Annotated in this window: 5 protein-coding genes; 3 read left to right on the forward strand and 2 right to left on the reverse strand. The window is 59.5% G+C overall.

What is annotated here, in order from left to right; genetic code table 11:
• Positions 1-201 precede the first annotated feature (201 nt).
• The 3 genes from ACZ0AI_RS23960 (at position 202) to lapD (ending at position 3571) form a co-directional block, all read left to right on the forward strand.
• Positions 202-654 carry a hypothetical protein gene (locus ACZ0AI_RS23960; protein WP_463563993.1) on the forward strand — a complete coding sequence of 151 codons (453 nt, stop codon included), beginning with the start codon at positions 202-204 and terminating at the stop codon, positions 652-654.
• Between the two features lie 331 nt (positions 655-985).
• Positions 986-1621: a cysteine protease LapG gene (lapG, locus tag ACZ0AI_RS23965; RefSeq protein WP_463566021.1), complete on the forward strand. Its 636-nt coding sequence runs from the start codon at positions 986-988 to the stop codon at positions 1619-1621.
• Positions 1622-1639: 18 nt separating this feature from the next.
• Positions 1640-3571, forward strand: coding sequence for a cyclic di-GMP receptor LapD (lapD, locus tag ACZ0AI_RS23970; RefSeq protein ID WP_463563994.1), 1932 nt, complete (start codon positions 1640-1642; stop codon positions 3569-3571).
• Here the strand turns inward: lapD and ACZ0AI_RS23975 are convergent, their stop codons facing one another.
• Both ACZ0AI_RS23975 and ACZ0AI_RS23980 read right to left on the reverse strand, forming a co-directional pair.
• A complete protein-coding gene (locus ACZ0AI_RS23975) occupies positions 3572-3910 on the reverse strand; it encodes a tryptophan synthase subunit beta (RefSeq protein WP_463563995.1) in 339 nt (112 codons plus the stop codon).
• Between the two features lie 73 nt (positions 3911-3983).
• A complete protein-coding gene (locus tag ACZ0AI_RS23980; protein WP_463563996.1) occupies positions 3984-19319 on the reverse strand; it encodes an Ig-like domain-containing protein in 15336 nt (5111 codons plus the stop codon).
• Positions 19320-19609 lie beyond the last annotated feature (290 nt).

Below are 19609 nucleotides of genomic sequence, written 5' to 3' on the forward strand. Positions count from 1 at the left end.
TTTGATGGTGCGCGATTGGCGCTGGATGAGCAGTTTCGGCGCGTGTCTTCAGTGCATCCGCCAGGCAACGTTGAAATCATTTGTAGCGACTCACCGACGAGCGGAGCGGATTCGGCTGGCGCCGGGTTGTCTGATGGATTGGGAACACTCCCGGCATCGGCAGCCGCCGATGTGCGTTTCGCGGTCGAAGGAGGCCGCCCCATGATCCGTAAATCCATGCTCGTTGCGTTGTTGGGTTTCTCGCTAACCGGTTGTGCCGTTTATGGCGGTGGTTATCGAGATTATGATCGTCAGTATTACCCTGGTGCTCACGTACAGCGTTCCCAGGTTTATGGGGCGCCGCGTGTGTATGTCTACGAGGATCGTCGCTACGACCGCCGTTATGAACGTCGCTATTCGCCGCCACGGCATTATGCGCCGCCTCCACCGCCGCGCTATTTCAACCAACCCGAGCGCTATGATCCGCGCTACCAGAACCGCCACGACCGCAATCGTGGCGACTACCGCCCGTCACCACGCCCGGGCTGGGAAGGGCAGCGTCATCACTATCAGCAGCAACAGCGGCATCGCTCCCCTCCGATGCAGTGGCAACAGCGCGAAGCGCCTCAAAGCATTCAGCGCATCCAGGGCGGCGGCTGGAACCGCGAGCGATGATCCTCATCCCACCTGAGCCCCACTTGATGCGCTCCTGGAGCGCATCATCACGTTCGTCGGCTGCAGGGCACCTCAAAAAATTAGCGAGGCAGTCAGCGCAAGGCAAGAACAGGCGAAAAGCGCAGTTTACGAGCTGTAAATGAGCTTTTTTAGCCTGTTTTCCACGCAGCGCTGACAACGTAGGTAGTTTTTAGATTGCCCTGTAGTGGCATCTGGCAATTGTTTTTTACCCGCATGCGCCGCACCATGACGTTGTTGCTTGTCTGGAAGCATTGTCGTGGCCATCGGCGGTTCTGGCGCTCTCTCAATCCGTTACCACTGGCCCGTGCTGGTGGCGTTTTTGCTCGCCTTGTTTCTGGCGGCTGGCGGGTTGCAAGCACAGTGGGATTTCCAGCGTATCGCCGCCCGTGCCGAGCAGCTTTATGGGCCACTTGGCGCCGGTAAACCCCGCATCGATGCCTGGCAGCGCCTGCTCGACGAGCAGCGTGATGCCAGCGAGGCCGACCAGCTCAAGGCCATCAACCGGTTTTTCAATCTGCAGCTGCGCTTTCGCGATGACCAGGAAATCTGGGGCGTTGCGGATTATTGGGCGACCCCGATCGAGGCTCTGATGCGCGGCGCTGGCGATTGCGAAGATTACGCCATCGCCAAGTATTTCAGCCTGCGTGAACTGGGTGTGCCGAGCGAGAAGCTGCGCATCACCTACGTCAAGGCAGTGCGTCTGAACCAGGCACACATGGTGCTGACCTATTACCCCACCCCCACCTCCGTGCCACTGGTGCTGGATAACCTGATCGATGCCATCGACCCGGCGACCGAGCGCCGTGACCTGGTGCCCGTGTATGCCTTCAATGCCGAGGGGCTTTGGGTGCCAGGGCCAGCTGGCGGTAAGCAGGTTGGGGACAGCAAGCGCCTTTCGCGTTGGCAGGATTTGTTGAAGAAAATGCGTGCCGAAGGGTTTCCCTGAGGTGTAAAGGAGTCGTTCATGTCACTGTTCAAGCAGTTGTGTGTAGCTATCTGCGTGTTGATGCTGGTGAGTTTCGCCGCAAGCGTCGTGGTCAACGTGGAGAGCTCGCGCGAGCAGCAGGTCAATCAGTTGCGCGCTCATGCCCAGGATGCCGCCACGGCCCTGGGCCTGTCGCTCGGCTCGCACCTGGACGATCCGGCGATGCTTGAGCTGATGGTCAGCTCGATTTTCGACAGTGGTTATTTCGAGAGTATTCGGGTTATCGGTACTGACGAGAAGGTGCTGACCGAGCGCTCCGGTGCGAACCTCGGCGCGGGCGCGCCACAATGGTTCGCCAATCTGGTGGATCTGGCGCCGGCTCAGGGCGATGCGATCGTCAGTGACGGCTGGAACCAGGCGGCCCGGGTCGAGGTGATCAGCCACCCATACTTCGCTATCGCCAAGTTGTGGCAGACCGCCTACGCCACCTTCCTGTGGTTGGCGCTGATCAGCCTGCTGTGCATCGGCCTGGGCGTGTTGCTGCTCAAGCGTCAGTTGCGGCCGTTGGAGTATATGGTCGAGCAGTCCAATGCCATCGCCCGTCGGGAATTTCTCAGTGCACCTAACCTGCCGCGCACGCCGGAGTTTCGTCGGGTGGTCAACGCCATGAACCAGATGGTCGAGAAGCTCAAGGCGCTGTTCGACGAAGAGGCTTCGCGCAGCGAGAAGCTGCACGCCGAGGCCTATCAGGACAGCCTGACCGGGCTGGCCAACCGCCGTTATTTCGACCTCGACCTGCAGGCCCGGCTGACGGGCGAAGAGCGGGCCAGCAGCGGTGTGCTGTTCCTGCTGCGGGTCAATGACCTGATCGGCCTCAACCAGCGCATCGGTGGCCAGCGCACGGATCAACTGCTCAAGGCCGTGGCCGAGCAGTTGCAGCATGTCAGCCAGGGGCGATACCTGCTGGCGCGCAACCGCGGCGGCGAGTTCGCACTGCTGGCCGCTGGCATCGATCGCCAGGAAGCCGAGCAACTGGCCGAACAACTGAGTAATGGCTTGCTCTCGTTGCAGCAGACCGGCGCCAGCGACTGTTTCCCGGTGGCCCATATCGGTATCACCACCTTTGCTGCAGGTGCTTCGAGCAGCGAGCTGTACAGCGCGCTGGATGCGGCGTTGGCCGAAGCAATCAGCCAGAACCGCGAGCATTGGGCGTTCGTCGAGCATCGCCAGCGGGCCTCGGTGAGCGATGAGCACAATGATTGGCACAGCCTGTTGGACACGGCACTCGAGCAGGGGCGTTTCCTGCAGTACGTACAGCCGGTGGTCAGTGCGGCTGATCCGACCCAGGTGCTGCATAACAAGGTGCTTGCTCGTTTGCTGGACGAGCAGGGCGAGACCATCGCCGCTGGGCGCTTCCTGCCGTGGCTGGAACGCTTCGGTTGGACTGCGCGCCTGGATCTGGTGATGCTCGACGCCCTGCTGGCGCAGTTGCCCGATCATGAAGGCAAGGTGGCGCTGAGCCTGTCGGGTATTACCGTGCGCGACCCTCAGGCGCTACAACAGATTTACGAGCGCTTGCGGTTGAACCCGGAAGTGAGCGGCCGGCTGATTCTGGAACTGGACGAGGGGCAACTGCCCAGCGCGGCGGAGCTCGAAGCGATCACCCGCAAACTGCGCAGCCTGGGCGTCGAGCTTGGCCTGCAGCATTTCGGCGGGCGTTTCAGCATGATCGGCAACCTGGCGAAGTTGGGCCTGGCTTACCTGAAAGTGGATGGCAGCTTCATTCGAGGCATCGATCAGGAAAGTGACAAGCGCCTGTTCATCGAAGCCATGCAGCGAGCGGCCAACAGCATCGATCTGCCATTGATCGCCGAGCGGGTCGAAACCCGTGGAGAGTGGGAGGTATTGCGCACGATGGGGGTCAGCGGTGTACAGGGCCGCCTGTTCAGCGAACCTGCAGCCTGGGCGTGATCAGATCAGGCCCCGTTCCTCTTCGTTGATCAGGCGGTTCGCGCCGCCCAATGCATCGCGAGCGCGGCTACGGCCCAGCAGTTTGCTCTGGGCCGCTTCCGGCAGGTCGGTGATGCGCACCACGCCTTTCTTGATCAACAGATCGATCAAGTCTTCCAGCACGCGGATCATGTCCAGGTCACTCTGCTTGAGCTGCAGCAGGCTGCTTTCCACGTTCTGGTTGGAAAACCAGGAGCGCGCCTCCTCGCTGTCGGCAGGCAATTCGCCGTTCATTCCTTCGAAAGGTTCGGGCTGCACACGCTGCAACTCGCCCTCCGCATTACGTTTTATATAGAACACGCACCTACTCCCGATAAACCTGTGCCTACAGCTTAGCGCCACGCCACGAAAGTGTGGCGGGGCATTGGGCCTATCATGGATCGACTTTGATCGTGTGGTTGGCGATCAGGGTGTTGATGTCGTAGCTCGGCAGGCTGGCGTGGCCCAGATCGATCTGCACATCGGCTTTGGCGGCAACCTGTTGCGTGGTGGTATCGCCGTTGCTGAACTCGCCTTTGGTGCTGATCAGCAGGGTGGAGCTACCGTTGTCCGTTACCAGTTTCAGGTAGCTGTCCAGGTTGTTGCTGTGATCCTGCAGCAGGGAACTGAGGTCGATGGTATCGCCCTCGGCCACGCTGAAGTCCTTGATCACGTCCTTGCCGAAATCACCTTTCTGCCAGACGAAGGTATCGGCACCCGCGCCGCCGAACAGGATATCGTCACCCGCGCCGCCGATCAGGAAGTCATTGCCGCCCTGACCGTAGAGGATGTCGTTACCGGCACCGCCATACAGGTGATCTGACCCGCCACGTGTATCACCCGCCACGTTGAAGGTCTCGTGGTTGGCGCGGATGTAGTCGTACAGGTCGGCATTGCTTGGCGCGACACCGTTCTTGAGCTCCAGGAAGGTTTCCAGGGCCTTCACACCAGCGCCATCATGCAGCTCGGTTGGTTTGACCGGGTTACCGTCAACTCCCCACTTCAGGCCATCGGTGTTGATAACGTCACCAAAGATGATGTCGTTGCCATCGCCACCGTAGATGGTGTCGTTGCCGACCGTAACCGGAACGTAGGCGTTGGAGCCGCCGTGCAGGGCGACCGAGAGTTCATCGGCCGAGTTGACGATCTCGACCTTGCCGACCGGCACTTTGGTGTAGTCCACGCGTGTGATGTTGTCGATCGACATCGAGGCATTGCTGAGGTTGAACGACTTGTCGTCGACACCGAAAGCCAGGCGATAGGTACCTGCACCCACCACCGATGTTTCCACGCTCGTCCAGTTGCCGCCGGTAGTACCACCACCGGTTTGTACATCGACCCAGGCGCCACTCACAAACTGCTGCAGCTTCCAAGAGAGTGAATCGCCGTTGCCGGTATCCGTTGTGCCATAGGCGAACCTCAGACTACTGAAGGCACCTTCGGCAACCGTCATCGTCGGAGTCGCGGCAGTCACGGGCGTCCCACCCCATGTATCACGAATGACCAGCGTGTCCGAGCTGCGGCTCACCGAGCCACTGTTGCCACCGGTTCCAGACGTTTCCCAATTGGCCAGGTTGTTCCAACTGCTTGTGTTGTTGTTGAAGTTGGCCAACGTGGCCGTCGAGCCATTGGCCAGATAGGTGGACGCTGGCGAGTCCGTGGTGTTGTCGAACAGGCTGAGGTTCTTTTCGCTGATCCCAGTGCCAATGCCAATGGCGTGCACGGCGCTCTTGCCAGCCAATACGTTGAAGGTATCGAGCGAGCCAAGTAGCACGTCATTGTTGGTGGTGGAGCCGTTGCCACTGACGGTCGTGGTATTGCCGTTGTAGTAGAAGGTCGGGTCACCATCGGACAGGAAGAACGTCAGGTTTTCATAGCCCGCTACGGCAGTTTTACCGGCAGCAGTCTGGGCATCGAACCAGGCAGAGGCCTCCTTGAACGAGCTTTCATAGTTGGTGCCGCCGTTAGCGGTGAGTTTCTGGATGTCCGCCAGCAGACTATCGAGCTTGGCACCGCTCTGAAGATCGGAAACCTTGGCACTCAGGGTCACTTCCCCTGCAAAGCCGACCAGCGCGATATTGATCACGCCATCGTGGCCGGCAAGGGTTTTCACGAAGCTGGTGAGTGCTTCCTTGGTCAACGTCATCCGGTTGCCCTGCATACTGCCGGAGGTGTCGACCAGCAAGGCGATGTTGTAGTTAGTCGCTGGCTGAATGGTCGTCAGCGTACCGCCAGCATCACCCAGCAGTACGTCATTACCGCCACCGCCGCGAATGGTGTTGTCGCCATTGTCGTTTGCACCGTCACCGGCCAGATGGATCACGTCAGCCGGTTTGGTCACCTTCAAGGTGGCTGTAGCGGTATCCGAGCCGCCTTTGCCGTCGCTGATGGTGTACTGGAAGGTGGCATCGCCGTAGAAGCCTTCCTTCGGCGTGAAGATGACGTTGCCGTTGTTCAGGCTGACAGTGCCGTTGGTGGCGTTCTGCACGCCAGTAATGGACAGTGCGTCACCGTTCGGATCGGTGTCGTTGCCGAGCAGGGTGCTGCCGGCAATAGTCAGGCTATCACCGGACTCGACCACCAGGCTCGAAGTTGCCGGCACGTGATAGAGCATGTCCGAGTCGACGACCTTGTAGGTGCCGCCCTGGCCGAGCTCGACCTTGAGGCGTGCATCGCCGCCCTGATCCCAATAGATGATCTCGATTTGCTGGGCACCGGCCTGAGCCGCAGTGATGGTGAACGAGTTACCGGTAGCGGTACCGGTCGACTGGATGTTGTTGAACTCGGCGACCACCTGCCCGTTGATACGGATGCTGTATCCGTCGTCCGCTGTCACCCTGAACTGATAGGTGCCGGCCGCCAGATTCATGTAGCCGCTCATCTTGATGATGGCGTCGGAGGTGTTGCCCGGGTCAGTCGACAGCGAGTTGGCCTTGGTGCCATTGCCCGTGGTGGTGTTCACTCCCAGGAAATTCTGCAGGTTGGTGCCATTACCCAGACCGGACGCATTGCTCAGGTTGCCGTAATCCAGTGTGGTGGCGTTGAAGGTCGCCGATGGATTATGGCTGTCGATGAACTGGCGAACCTGACTCAGGTTGGTCAGGTTGGCGCCATCGTTGCCCGCGCCAGTGCCCGAGTCGTTATAGCCGTAGTACTCGGCTTTCAGGCCCGTGACCTTGGTGTAGCTGTCGTCCTTGGCATCTGGTGTGCCGTCTATGATGCCGCCGGTTGCGGTTTGCCCGCCGATCTCCAGTCTCACCGTTTCCAGCGGTTCCGCGACCACGTTGTCGGCAAGTGTCTGTACCGTCACCGAGAAATTGGTGACCCCGGCCGGTACGGTGATTTTCCCGGTGCTTGCGTCGTAGGTCACACCATTGCTGAAGCTCTGGCCGGTCAGCTTGTAATCGACATTCGCAGTCGCCGTGCCGCTGGCGTTGAAGGACAGCGAAGTAGGCGTCGAGCTGGCATTGCTCAAGGTGACGTTGAAGACCAGGTTGTTGCCTTCGACCACATTGTCATCAGCCGTGCCGGCCTGGCCAACCTCGATGGTTCTGACGGTCGGTACCGCATCGTTGTCGAAGATGGTCGCGGTGCCGGTCTTGCCGCCTACGGTCAGGGTGAAGGACTCGGTCTGCTCGTAAACGGTGTCATTGATGGTCGGCACGCTGACGGTGAAGCTGGTCACGCCAGCCGGCACGGTGATCTGACCGGTGGTGGCGTTGTAGGTCACCCCATTGCTGAAGCTCAGGTTGGTCGCGTTGTAGTCGCTACCTGCTACAGCTGTACCAGGGGTCAGCGCGAGGCTGAAGGTGGTCGGCGTGCTGCTGGCGTTGGTGAGGTTGACGGTGAAGACGGCGTTGTCGCCTTCATCCACCTGGCCACCGGTGCTATCTACCGCAGCACTGACGGTGCTGACGGTAGGAGTGGCGTCGTTGTCGATGATCGTACCGGTGCCGGTCTGGCCACCCACGGTCAGGCTAAAGGTTTCGGTCGGTTCACTGACGGTGTCATTGATGGTCGGCACGGTGACCGTGAAGCTGGTCACCCCAGCCGGTACGGTGACGGTTCCGGTCGCAGCGTTGTAAGTCACCCCATTGCTGAAGCTCTGGTTGGTCAGCGTACCGTTGTAATCGCTACCTGCAATCGCGGTACCGGCATTCAGCGCCAGGCTGAAGGTGGTTGGCGTGCTGCTGGCATTGGTCAGATTGACGGTGAAGACGGCGTTGTCGCCTTCGTCGACCTGGCCACCGGTGCTATCGACGGCAGCACTGACGGTGCTAACGGTAGGAGCGGCGTCGTTGTCGATGATCGTAGCGGTACCGGTCTTCCCACCGACATTCAGTGTGAAGGTCTCGGTTGGTTCGCTGACGGTGTCATTGATCGTCGGTACGGTGACGGTGAAGCTGGTAACGCCTGCCGGCAGGGTGACCTGGCCAGTGGTGGCGTTGTAGGTCACTCCGTTACTGAAGCTTTGGTTGGTCAGCGCCGCGTTGTAGTCGCTACCTGCTACAGCTGTACCAGGGGTCAGCGCGAGGCTGAAGGTGGTCGGCGTGCTGCTGGCGTTGGTGAGGTTGACGGTGAAGACGGCGTTGTCGCCTTCATCCACCTGGCCACCGGTGCTGTCTACGGCAGCACTTACCGTGCTGACGGTAGGAGCCGTATCGTTGTCGATGATGGTAGCGGTGCCGGTCTGGCCACCTACGGTCAGGCTGAAGGCTTCGGTTGGCTCGCTGACCGTGTCATTGATGGTTGGAACCGTGACCGTGAAGCTGCTGACGCCAGCTGGCACCGTCACTACGCCGGTACTTGCGTTATAGGTCACGCCGTTGCTGAAACTCTGGTTGGTCAGCGTGCCGTTGTAATCGCTACCCGCCGTCGCGGTACCGGCATTCAGCGCAAGGCTGAAGGTCGTGGCAGTGCTGCTGGCATTGGTCAGGTTGACGGTGAACACGGCGTTATCGCCTTCATCGACCTGGCCACCGGTGCTGTCCACCGCCGCGCTGACGGTGCTGACGGTCGGCACGGCATCGTTGTCGATGATGGTGGCGGTGCCGGTCTGGCCACCCACGGTCAGGCTGAAGGTTTCGTTCGGCTCACTGACGGTGTCATTGATAGTCGGCACGGTGACCGTGAAGCTGGTCACCCCAGCTGGTACGGTGACCTGGCCGGTGATGACGTTGTATATCACGCCGTTGCTGAAACTCTGATTGCTTAGAGCCGCGTTGTAATCGCTACCGGCAGTCGCAGTACCTGGGGTCAGCGCCAGGCTGAAGGTGGTTGGCGTGCTGCTGGCATTGGTCAGGTTGACGGTGAACACGGCGTTATCGCCTTCGTCCACTTGGCCACCGGTGCTGTCTACGGCAGCACTTACAGTGCTGACGGTAGGAGCGGCATCGTTGTCGATGATGGTAGCTGTGCCGGTCTGGCCGCCCACAGTCAGACTGAAGGTTTCGGTCGGTTCACTGACGGTGTCATTGATGGTCGGCACGGTGACGGTGAAGCTGGTAACGCCTGCCGGTACGGTGACGGTTCCGGTCGCCGCGTTATAGGTCACACCATTACTGAAGCTCTGGTTGGTCAGCGTACCGTTGTAATCGCTACCTGCAGTCGCAGTACCGGCATTCAGCGCCAGGGTGAAGGTAGTCGGCGTGCTGCTGGCGTTAGTCAGGTTGACGGTGAACACGGCGTTATCGCCTTCATCCACTTGGCCACCGGTGCTGTCCACTGCAGCACTGACGGTGCTGACGGTAGGAGCTGCGTCGTTGTCGATGATGGTGGCGGTGCCGGTCTGGCCACCCACGGTCAGGCTGAAGGTTTCGTTCGGCTCACTGACTGTGTCATTGATGGTCGGCACGGTGACGGTGAAGCTGGTAACGCCTGCCGGTACGGTGACGGTTCCGGTCGCCGCGTTATAGGTCACACCATTACTGAGGCTCTGGTTGGTCAGCGTACCGTTGTAATCGCTACCTGCAGTCGCAGTACCGGCATTCAGCGCCAGGGTGAAGGTAGTCGGCGTGCTGCTGGCGTTAGTCAGGTTGACGGTGAACACGGCGTTATCGCCTTCATCCACTTGGCCACCGGTGCTGTCCACTGCAGCACTGACGGTGCTGACGGTAGGAGCTGCGTCGTTGTCGATGATGGTGGCGGTGCCGGTCTGGCCACCCACGGTCAGGCTGAAGGTTTCGTTCGGCTCACTGACTGTGTCATTGATGGTCGGCACGGTGACGGTGAAGCTGGTAACGCCTGCCGGTACGGTGACGGTTCCGGTCGCCGCGTTATAGGTCACACCATTACTGAGGCTCTGGTTGGTCAGCGTACCGTTGTAATCGCTACCTGCAGTCGCAGTACCGGCATTCAGCGCCAGGGTGAAGGTAGTCGGCGTGCTGCTGGCGTTAGTGAGGTTGACGGTGAAGACGGCGTTGTCGCCTTCGTCCACTTGGCCGCCGTTGCTGTCCACTGCAGCACTGATGGTGCTGACGGTCGGCGCCGCGTCGTTGTCGATGATGGTGGCGGTGCCGGTCTGGCCACCTACGGTCAGGCTGAAGGTTTCGTTCGGCTCACTGACGGTGTCGTTGATGGTCGGCACGGTGACCGTGAAGCTGGTCACCCCAGCTGGTACGGTGACCTGGCCGGTGATGACGTTGTAGATCACGCCGTTGCTGAAACTCTGATTGCTTAGAGCCGCGTTGTAATCGCTACCGGCAGTCGCAGTACCTGGGGTCAGCGTCAGGCTAAAGGTGCTTGGCGAGCTACCGGCATTACTAAGGGTGACGGTGAATACTGCACTGTCACCTTCGTCGACCTGGCCGCCAGCGCTATCGACGGCTGCACTGACGGTACTGACAGTCGGAGCTGCATCATTGTCGATGATAGTTGCGGTGCCAGTTTTCCCGCCAACAGTTAGTGAGAAGGTTTCGGTTGGCTCAGCGATGGTGTCGTTGATGGTTGGTACGGTGACAGTGAAGCTAGTCACCCCTGCCGGAACGGTAACAACTCCGGTTAGAGCGTTGTAGGTTACCCCGCTGCTGAAGCTTTGATTGTTCAGAACAGCGTTGTAATCGAAGCCAGCTAAGGCAGTGCCAGAGTTCAGGGCGAGGCTAAAGGTAGTCGCCGTGCTGCTGGCGTTAGTGAGGTTGACGGTGAATATGGCGTTGTCGCCTTCATCCACTGGGCCGCCGGTGTTATCGACAGCGGAGCTGACGGTGCTGACTGTCGGTACTGCATCGTTGTCGATGATGGTCGCAGTACCCGTCTTCCCACCAACAGTCAGCGTGAAGTTCTCGGTCTGCTCATAGACGGTGTCGTTAACGGTCGGCACGGTCACGGTGAAGCTGGTGACGCCAGCTGGCACGGTGACGGTTCCGGTTGCAGCGTTGTAGGTCACGCCATTGCTGAAGCTCTGGTTGGTCAGCGCCGCGTTGTAGTCGTTGCCTGCAGTTGCTGTTCCAGGATTCAGCGCCAGGCTGAGGGTGGTTGGCGTGCTGCTGGCATTTGTCAGGTTGACGGTGAAGACGGCGTTATCGCCTTCATCGACCGGGCCACCAGCGCTGTCGACGGCTGCACTGACAGTGCTGACAGTCGGCGCGGCATCGTTGTCGATGATAGTTGCGGTACCGGTCTTCCCACCAACGGTCAGTGTGAAGGTCTCGTTCGGTTCGCTGACGGTGTCGTTGATGGTCGGTACCGTGACCGTGAAGCTGGTCACGCCAGCCGGAACGGTGACAGTTCCGGTCGTTGTGTTGTAAATCACACCATTACTGAAGCCCTGATTGGCCAGGGCTGCGTTGTAGTCGCTGCCCGCAGTCGCGGTACCGGCATTCAGTGCCAGGCTGAAGGTGGTTGGCGTGCTGCTGGCATTGGTCAGGTTGACGGTGAATATGGCGTTGTCGCCTTCATCCACTTGACCGCCGGTGCTGTCCACTGCAGCACTGACGGTGCTGACGGTAGGAGCGGCATCGTTGTCGATGATGGTCGCAGTACCCGTCTTGCCGCCCACGGTGAGAGTGAAGTTTTCGTTCTGTTCATGAACGGTGTCATTGATGGTCGGCACGGTGACGGTGAAGCTGGATACCCCAGCCGGCACAGTGACCTGGCCAGTAGAGGCGTTATAGGTCACGCCATTGCTGAAGCTCTGATTGGTCAGCGTACCGTTGTAATCGCTACCCGCGGTTGCAGTACCGGCATTCAGCGCCAGGCTGAATGTCGTAGTGGTAATGCTGGCATTTGTCAGGTTAACGGTGAAAACAGCATTGTCTCCTTCATCCACCTGACCACCGTTACTGTCGACGGCTGAGCCGACTGCGCCGATGCCGGGAGCAGCATCGCCGGTGACGTTCACGGTCACAGTTGCTTTGCTGGTTCCTCCGTTGCCATCACTGATCGTGTAGCTGAAGGAAGCTGGGCCGTAGTAATTGCTCGCAGGCGTGAAGGTAATCGTGCCGTTTTCGTTAAGCGTAACGGTGCCGTGCTTGGGATTGTCCACGCCGATGATACGCAGGCTATCTCCGTCTGCATCGGTATCGTTGGCGAGCAGAGTGGCCTGCGAAATCGTCAACGCATTGTCTTCCGCAGTGACCAGGGCAGGGTTGGCCTGCGCCGGAGAGAAACTGCCCAGCTGTTGATACGGGCCGCCACCGAAACTCAATGTTGGTTGCAATACGGCCTGACCACCTTGATCCCAATAGATGATTTCAATGGTGTGCGAGCCAGACTCATTAATGGTGAACGCACCATTGTTGGTACTCGGTGACTGGTTGCCGTCGAATCTGGACACGATCACGCCGTCGATCGAGATGCTGTATCCATCATCTGCTTTAACTTGGAATTGATAGCTTCCAGCCTGCAGTTGCAGCGTGCCGCTGAGTTTTATGATGGCGTCGCTGCTGTTCTCCGGATCAACATTCAACGATGCGGCGTCAGAGCCGAGGAAAGACTGCAGGTTGTTGTTACCCCCAAGGTCACCACCACTCAGGCTGTAGTTGATGTTCTTCGCTACGAACGCAGCATCGGGTGAGTTAGCGGCGATAAATGCACGTACCTGAGTCAAGGAACTCAGGTTGCCGCCGTCAAGGTTTGCACCTTCGTGGTAGGCGTAATACTGACCTGTGAGCCCCGACGCGGTACCTGGGTCATTAACCGCGATTGGATCCTGGTTGGCGATAATGGTGACTTTCTGGGTATCAGTGGCACCTACGTTACCCGCGGTATCGATTACACGAACTTGGTAGTTATGATCACCCAGCGAGAGGGTGCGGCCATCTGCGTAATCCCAGCTGCCGTTGCTGACGTTCAGGTCAGTCCAGGTAGTGCCGCCATCCACGCTGATCTGGGCTTTTTCGCCAGAGGCCAGAGCACCGACGGTACCGCTCACGGTCAGTGTGCTGTCACGTGTGATGAAGTCACCAGGTGTTCCGGTGTCGTCAGATATTTTGACGATATCGATTGCCGCTACGGGCGGCGTGATATCGACGCTGTAGGTTTCGGTGTCCCTGCCAATGCCTATATTGCCGGCGGCATCGCTGGTACTGACGCTGGCATCGATGGTGCGGTCGCCATCAGCTGCCAAGTCGGCGCCTGGGACGTTGATGCTGAAGGTTTTGTCAGCCAGAACCTGACCAGTGAAGGCCTTGCCATTGACGGTCAGGGTGACGGTATCGCCAACTTTGGCGTCGCCGCCAACGGTGCCGGTAACCGGGATCTGCTGGCCGGACTCAACGAGGTTGATCACGTCATCGGCGGTGATGTTGGCATCGAGGCTGATGGTCGGCACTGGTGCAGTGGTGTCGACGCTGTAGGTTTCGGTATCTCTGCCAATGCCGATATTGCCGGCGGCATCGCTGGTGCTGATGCTGGCATCGATGGTGCGGTCGCTATCAGCGGCCAGATCCGAACCTGGCACATTGATGCTGAAGCCCAGCGTGCCGTTGGTGTTGGTCACCAAGCCGGTGAAGTTCTTGCCGTTGACGGTCAAAGTGACGGTATCACCAACTTTGGCGTCGCCACCGACGGTGCCGGTGACCGGGATTTGCTGGCCAGACTCGACGATGTTGATCACGTCATCGGCGGTGATATTGGCATCGAGGCTGATGGTCGGCAGTGGAGCGGTGGTGTCGACGCTGTAGGTTTCGGTATCTCTGCCAATGCCGATATTGCCGGCGGCATCGCTGGTGCTGATGCTGGCATCGATGGTGCGGTCGCTATCAGCGGCCAAGTCAGCGCCTGGCACATTGATGCTGAAGCCCAGCGTGCCGTTGGTGTTGGCCACCAGGCCAGTGAAGGTCTTGCCATTGACGGTCAGGGTGACGGTATCGCCAACTTTGGCGTCGCCGCCAACGGTGCCAGTAACCGGGATCTGCTGGCCGGACTCAACGAGGTTGATCACGTCATCAGCGGTGATATTGGCATCGAGCGAAATGGTCGGCACCGGAGCGGTGGTGTCGACGCTGTAGCCTTCGGTGTCGTTGGCGGTACCGACGTTGCCGGCGGTGTCGGTGGTGCTGACGCTGGCGGAGATGGTTTTGCCAGCATCGGCGACTAAGTCGGCACCAGGGACATTGATGCTAAAGCCCAGCGTACCGTTGGTGTTGGTCACCTGGCCGGTGAAGGTCTTTCCATTGACGGTCAGGGTTACGGTATCGCCAACCTTAGCGTCGCCGCCGACGGTGCCGGTGACCGGGATCTGCTGGCCGGACTCAACGATGTTGATTACGTCATCGGCGGTGATATTGGCATCGAGCGAAATGATCGGCACTGGAGCAGTAGTGTCGACGCTGTAGCCTTCGGTATCCGAACCAACGCCTACGTTACCGGCGGCATCGGTGGTGCTGATGCTGGCGGTGATGGTCTTGCCAGCGTCCGCTACCAGGTCGGCGCCAGGAACATTGATGCTAAAGGTTTTGTCAGCCAATACCTGACCGGTGAAGGTTTTGCCGTTGACGGTCAGGGTAACGGTATCGCCAACTTTGGCATCGCCACCGACAGTGCCGGTAACCGGAATCTGCTGACCGGACTCAACGAGGTTGATCACGTCATCGGCGGTGATATTGGCGTCGAGGCTGATGGTTGGTAGTGGGGCGGTGGTGTCGACGCTGTAGGTTTCGGTATCTCTGCCAATGCCGATATTGCCGGCGGCATCGCTGGTGCTGATGCTGGCATCGATGGTGCGGTCGCTATCAGCGGCCAAGTCAGCGCCTGGGACGTTGATGCTGAAGCCCAGCGTGCCGTTGGTGTTGGCCACCAGGCCAGTGAAGGTCTTGCCATTGACGGTCAGGGTGACGGTATCGCCAACTTTGGCGTCGCCGCCAACGGTGCCGGTTACCGGGATTTGCTGACCGGACTCAACGATGTTGATCACGTCATCAGCGGTGATATTGGCATCGAGGCTGATGGTCGGCAGTGGGGCTGTGGTGTCTACGCCGTAACCTTCGGTGTCGTTGGCGGTGCCAACGTTGCCGGCGGCATCGGTAGTGCTGATGCTGGCGGTGATGGTTTTGCCAGCGTCGGCGACCAGGTCAGCGCCTGGGACGTTGATGCTGAAAGTCTTATCGGCCAATACCTGGCCGGTGAAACTCTTGCCGTTAACGGTCAAGGTGACGGTATCGCCAACTTTGGCGTCGCCACCGACGGTGCCGGTGACCGGGATCTGCTGGCCAGACTCAACGATGTTGATCACGTCATCAGCGGTGATATTGGCATCGAGGCTGATGGTCGGCACCGGAGCGGTGGTGTCGACGCTATAGCCTTCGGTATCCGAACCAACGCCTACGTTACCGGCGGCATCGGTGGTGCTGATGCTGGCGGTGATGGTCTTGCCAGCGTCCGCTACCAGGTCGGCGCCAGGAACATTGATGCTAAAGGTTTTGTCAGCCAATACCTGACCGGTGAAGGTTTTGCCGTTGACGGTCAGGGTAACGGTATCGCCAACTTTGGCATCGCCACCGACAGTGCCGGTAACCGGAATCTGCTGACCGGACTCAACGAGGTTGATCACGTCATCGGCGGTGATATTGGCGTCGAGGCTGATGGTTGGTAGTGGGGCGGTGGTGTCGACGCTGTAGGTTTCGGTATCTCTGCCAATGCCGATATTGCCGGCGGCATCGCTGGTGCTGATGCTGGCATCGATGGTGCGGTCGCTATCAGCGGCCAAGTCAGCGCCTGGGACGTTGATGCTGAAGCCCAGCGTGCCGTTGGTGTTGGCCACCAGGCCAGTGAAGGTCTTGCCATTGACGGTCAGGGTGACGGTATCGCCAACTTTGGCGTCGCCGCCAACGGTGCCGGTTACCGGGATTTGCTGACCGGACTCAACGATGTTGATCACGTCATCAGCGGTGATATTGGCATCGAGGCTGATGGTCGGCACTGGTGCAGTGGTGTCGACGCCGTAACCTTCGCTATCAGACGCAGTGCCAATGTTGCCGGCGGCATCGGTGGTGCTGATGCTGGCGGTGATGGATTTGCCAGCGTCCGCTACCAAGTCGGCGCCAGGGACGTTGATGCTGAAAGTCTTATCGGCCAATACCTGGCCGGTGAAGGTCTTGCCATTAACGGTCAGGGTGACGGTGTCACCGACCTTGGCGTCGCCACCGACGGTGCCGGTTACCGGTATTTGCTGGCCAGACTCGACGATGTTGATCACGTCATCGGCGGTGATATTGGCATCGAGGGTGATGGTCGGCGCTGGTGCAGTGGTGTCGACGCCGTAACCGTCGCTATCAGACGCAGTGCCAACGTTGCCGGCGGCATCGGTGGTGCTGATGCTGGCGGTGATGGATTTGCCAGCGTCCGCGACTAGGTCAGCGCCAGGAACGTTGATGCTGAAAGTCTTATCGGCCAATACTTGACCGGTGAAAGTCTTGCCGTTAACGGTCAGGGTGACGGTATCGCCAACTTTGGCGTCGCCGCCAACGGTGCCGGTAACCGGGATCTGCTGGCCGGACTCAACGAGGTTGATCACGTCATCGGCGGTGATGTTGGCGTCGAGGGTTATGGTCGGCAGTGGAGCTGTAATGTCGATAGCACCGCTGTCGTTAGCGTTGCCAGTGTTGCCAGCCGGATCGGTGACCGCGGCATCAACGGTGTACGGGCCTTCAGTCAGAGGCTGGGTCAACTCAACGCTGTAGGTATTGTTAGCCAATACCGGCGTGGTCACTGTGAAGCTTGTGCCGCCCTGAGTAATGGTCAGCGTGACGATGCTGCCAACCGGTGCATCGGTAGTACCGGTGATGGTTGGCGTGGTGTCATTGCTGACGGCTGGTGCATCGACGGTGATGATCGGAGCCGTGGTGTCGATAGCACCCGAGTCAGTAGCGTTGCCAGTGTTGCCAGCCGGGTCAGTGACTGTGGCATCAACGGTGTACGGGCCTTCGGCCAGCGCCTGCGGGATATCGACGGTGTAGGTGCCGTCTGCCAATACCGGCGTGGTCACTGTGAAGCTTGTGCCGCCCTGAGTAATGGTCAGCGTGACGATGCTGCCAACCGGTGCATCGGTAGTACCGGTGATGGTTGGCGTGGTGTCGTTGCTGACGGCTGGTGCATCGACGGTGATGATCGGAGCCGTGGTGTCGATAGCGCCCGAGTCAGTAGCGTTGCCAGTGTTGCCAGCCGGGTCAGTGACTGTGGCATCAACGGTGTACGGGCCTTCGGCCAGCGCCTGCGGGATATCGACGGTATAGGTGCCGTCTGCCAATACCGGCGTGGTGACAGTGAAGCTTGTGCCGTTTTGAGTGACGGTCAGCGTAACGATGCTGCCGACTGGCGCATCGGTGGTGCCAGTGATGGTAGGGGTGGTGTCGTTGCTAACTGCCGGGGCATCAACTGTGATGACGGGTGCAGTGGTGTCGATAGCACCGCTGTCGTTAGCGTTGCCGGTGTTGCCGGCAGGATCGGTGACTGCGGCATCAACGGTGTACGGGCCTTCAGCCAATGGCTGGGTCAACTCGACGGTGTAAGTGCCACCTGCCAGTACCGGTGTGGTCACGGTGAAAGTGATCGCGCCTTGGGTAATGGTCAGGGTCACGATGCTGCCGACCGGTGCATCGGTAGTACCGGTTATGGTCGGCGTGGTGTCGTTGCTGACGGCTGGGGCTTCGACAGTGATGGTCGGAGCTGTGGTGTCGATAGCACCGCTGTCGTTAGCGTTTCCGGTATTGCCAGCCGGATCAGTAACCTGAGCGCCGACGTTATAAGGGCCCTCAGTCAGAGCCTGCGGCACATCGACGGTATAAGTTCCGCCAGCCAAAACCGGTGTAGTCACGGTAATGACGGTGCTGCCTTGGGTGATCGTTAGCGTGACCGTGCTGCCAACCGGCGCATCGGTAGTGCCGGTGATGGTTGGGGTCGTATCACTGCTGACGGCCGGAGCATCGACAGTGATTGCCGGAGGCGTAGTGTCGATAGCGCCACTGTCGGTAGCGTTGCCAGTATTGCCAGCCGGATCGGTAACTTGGGCACCGACGGTATAAGGGCCTTCAGCCAAAGCCTGTGGAACGTCCACGGTGTAAGTGCCGCCAGCCAAAACCGGTGTGGTGACGGTAATGACGGTGTTGCCCTGAGTGATCGTCAGCGTGACCGTGCTGCCAACTGGCGCATCGGTAGTACCGGTAATGGTCGGCGTCGTGTCATTGCTGATGGCCGGAGCATCGACGGTAATTGCCGGAGCAGTGGTGTCGATGGCACCGCTATCAGTGGCCGAGCCGGTGTTGCCAGCCGGATCAGTAACCTGAGCGCCAACGGTATAAGGGCCTTCAGCCAGGGCCTGCGGCACATCTACGGTATAGGTGCCGCCGGCCAAAACCGGTGTAGTGACGGTAATGACGGTGTTGCCCTGAGTGATCGTCAGCGTGACCGTGCTGCCAACTGGCGCATCGGTAGTACCGGTAATGGTCGGTGTAGTGTCATTGCTGACAGCTGGAGCATCAACGGTGATCGCCGGAGCAGTGGTGTCGATAGCACCGCTATCGGTAGCGTTGCCAGTATTGCCAGCCGGATCGGTAACCTGGGCCCCTACGGTATAGGGGCCTTCAGCCAACGGTTGTGGCACATCGACGGAGTAGGTGCCATCAGCCAGAACCGGCGTAGTCACGGTGATGACGGTGCTGCCTTGGGTAATCGTGATCGTGACTGTGCTGCCTACAGGCGCACTAGTCGTGCCGGTAATGGTCGGCGTCGTGTCATTGGTGATTGCCGGAGCATTGACGGTGATGACGGGGGCGGTGGTGTCCGGATTGTCAGTGGCAGTCGCCGCAGTGTTGGTAAAGATGTCCGGGTCGTTATCTTCGATAAGGTTGAAGCCTGGTGTGCCAGGGCCTGCAGTTTCAAAACCGATCGTCGGATCGACGCGCAGGGCGGTTTCATTCAACATGACTGCGCTATGGCCGCCGCCAGCACTACCGCCACCACCACCCGCTCCTGGGCCTGCTGCGGTCGGCTCCAGATCGGTGGTCGGGTCGAAGCCGGCAGCCAGCGCCTGTTCGAGTTCGCTGCTCGCTGCCTGGTTTGCGCTATCGGCAACGGCCTGCGAATCAGGATTACCCGCTTGCCAGGAGCTATTCGCGCCCAGAGTGACGACTTCGCCATCCGCCATTTCCAGAGTAACGGAGCCGCCATCCGCAGTGGTGACTTGCTCACCGGCGAACACGCGATCGCCTTCGAAGACCTGGCGTCTGAACCCGTCAACCGACATGACGAATACCTGACCGATCAGCGATTTGATGACAGCGGCGAAATTACTCATAAAAACAGCTCCATGCGCGCATGCGCGAGGTAATCCTGTGAAATACGTCTATACCGGTTATAGCGGATATTGCAAAAAACGGATCGTCATATAATTGGCGAGTATTAATGAGTGAATCAATTTCGCCAGACTATTGACCCTTCGGGTCTGATCATAAACAATCGCACACGGTGATGTCACTTTGATATTTTCAGATTTTTGGCGCGCCGTGAATCGTTGTAAACCAAGCGGCAATGATAGGCTGTCGGCTAGTCGTGCAGCGACTTGATATATACCGACGAAGTGTCGGT

The sequence above is a fragment of the Pseudomonas sp. AC355 genome (assembly GCF_979258205.1).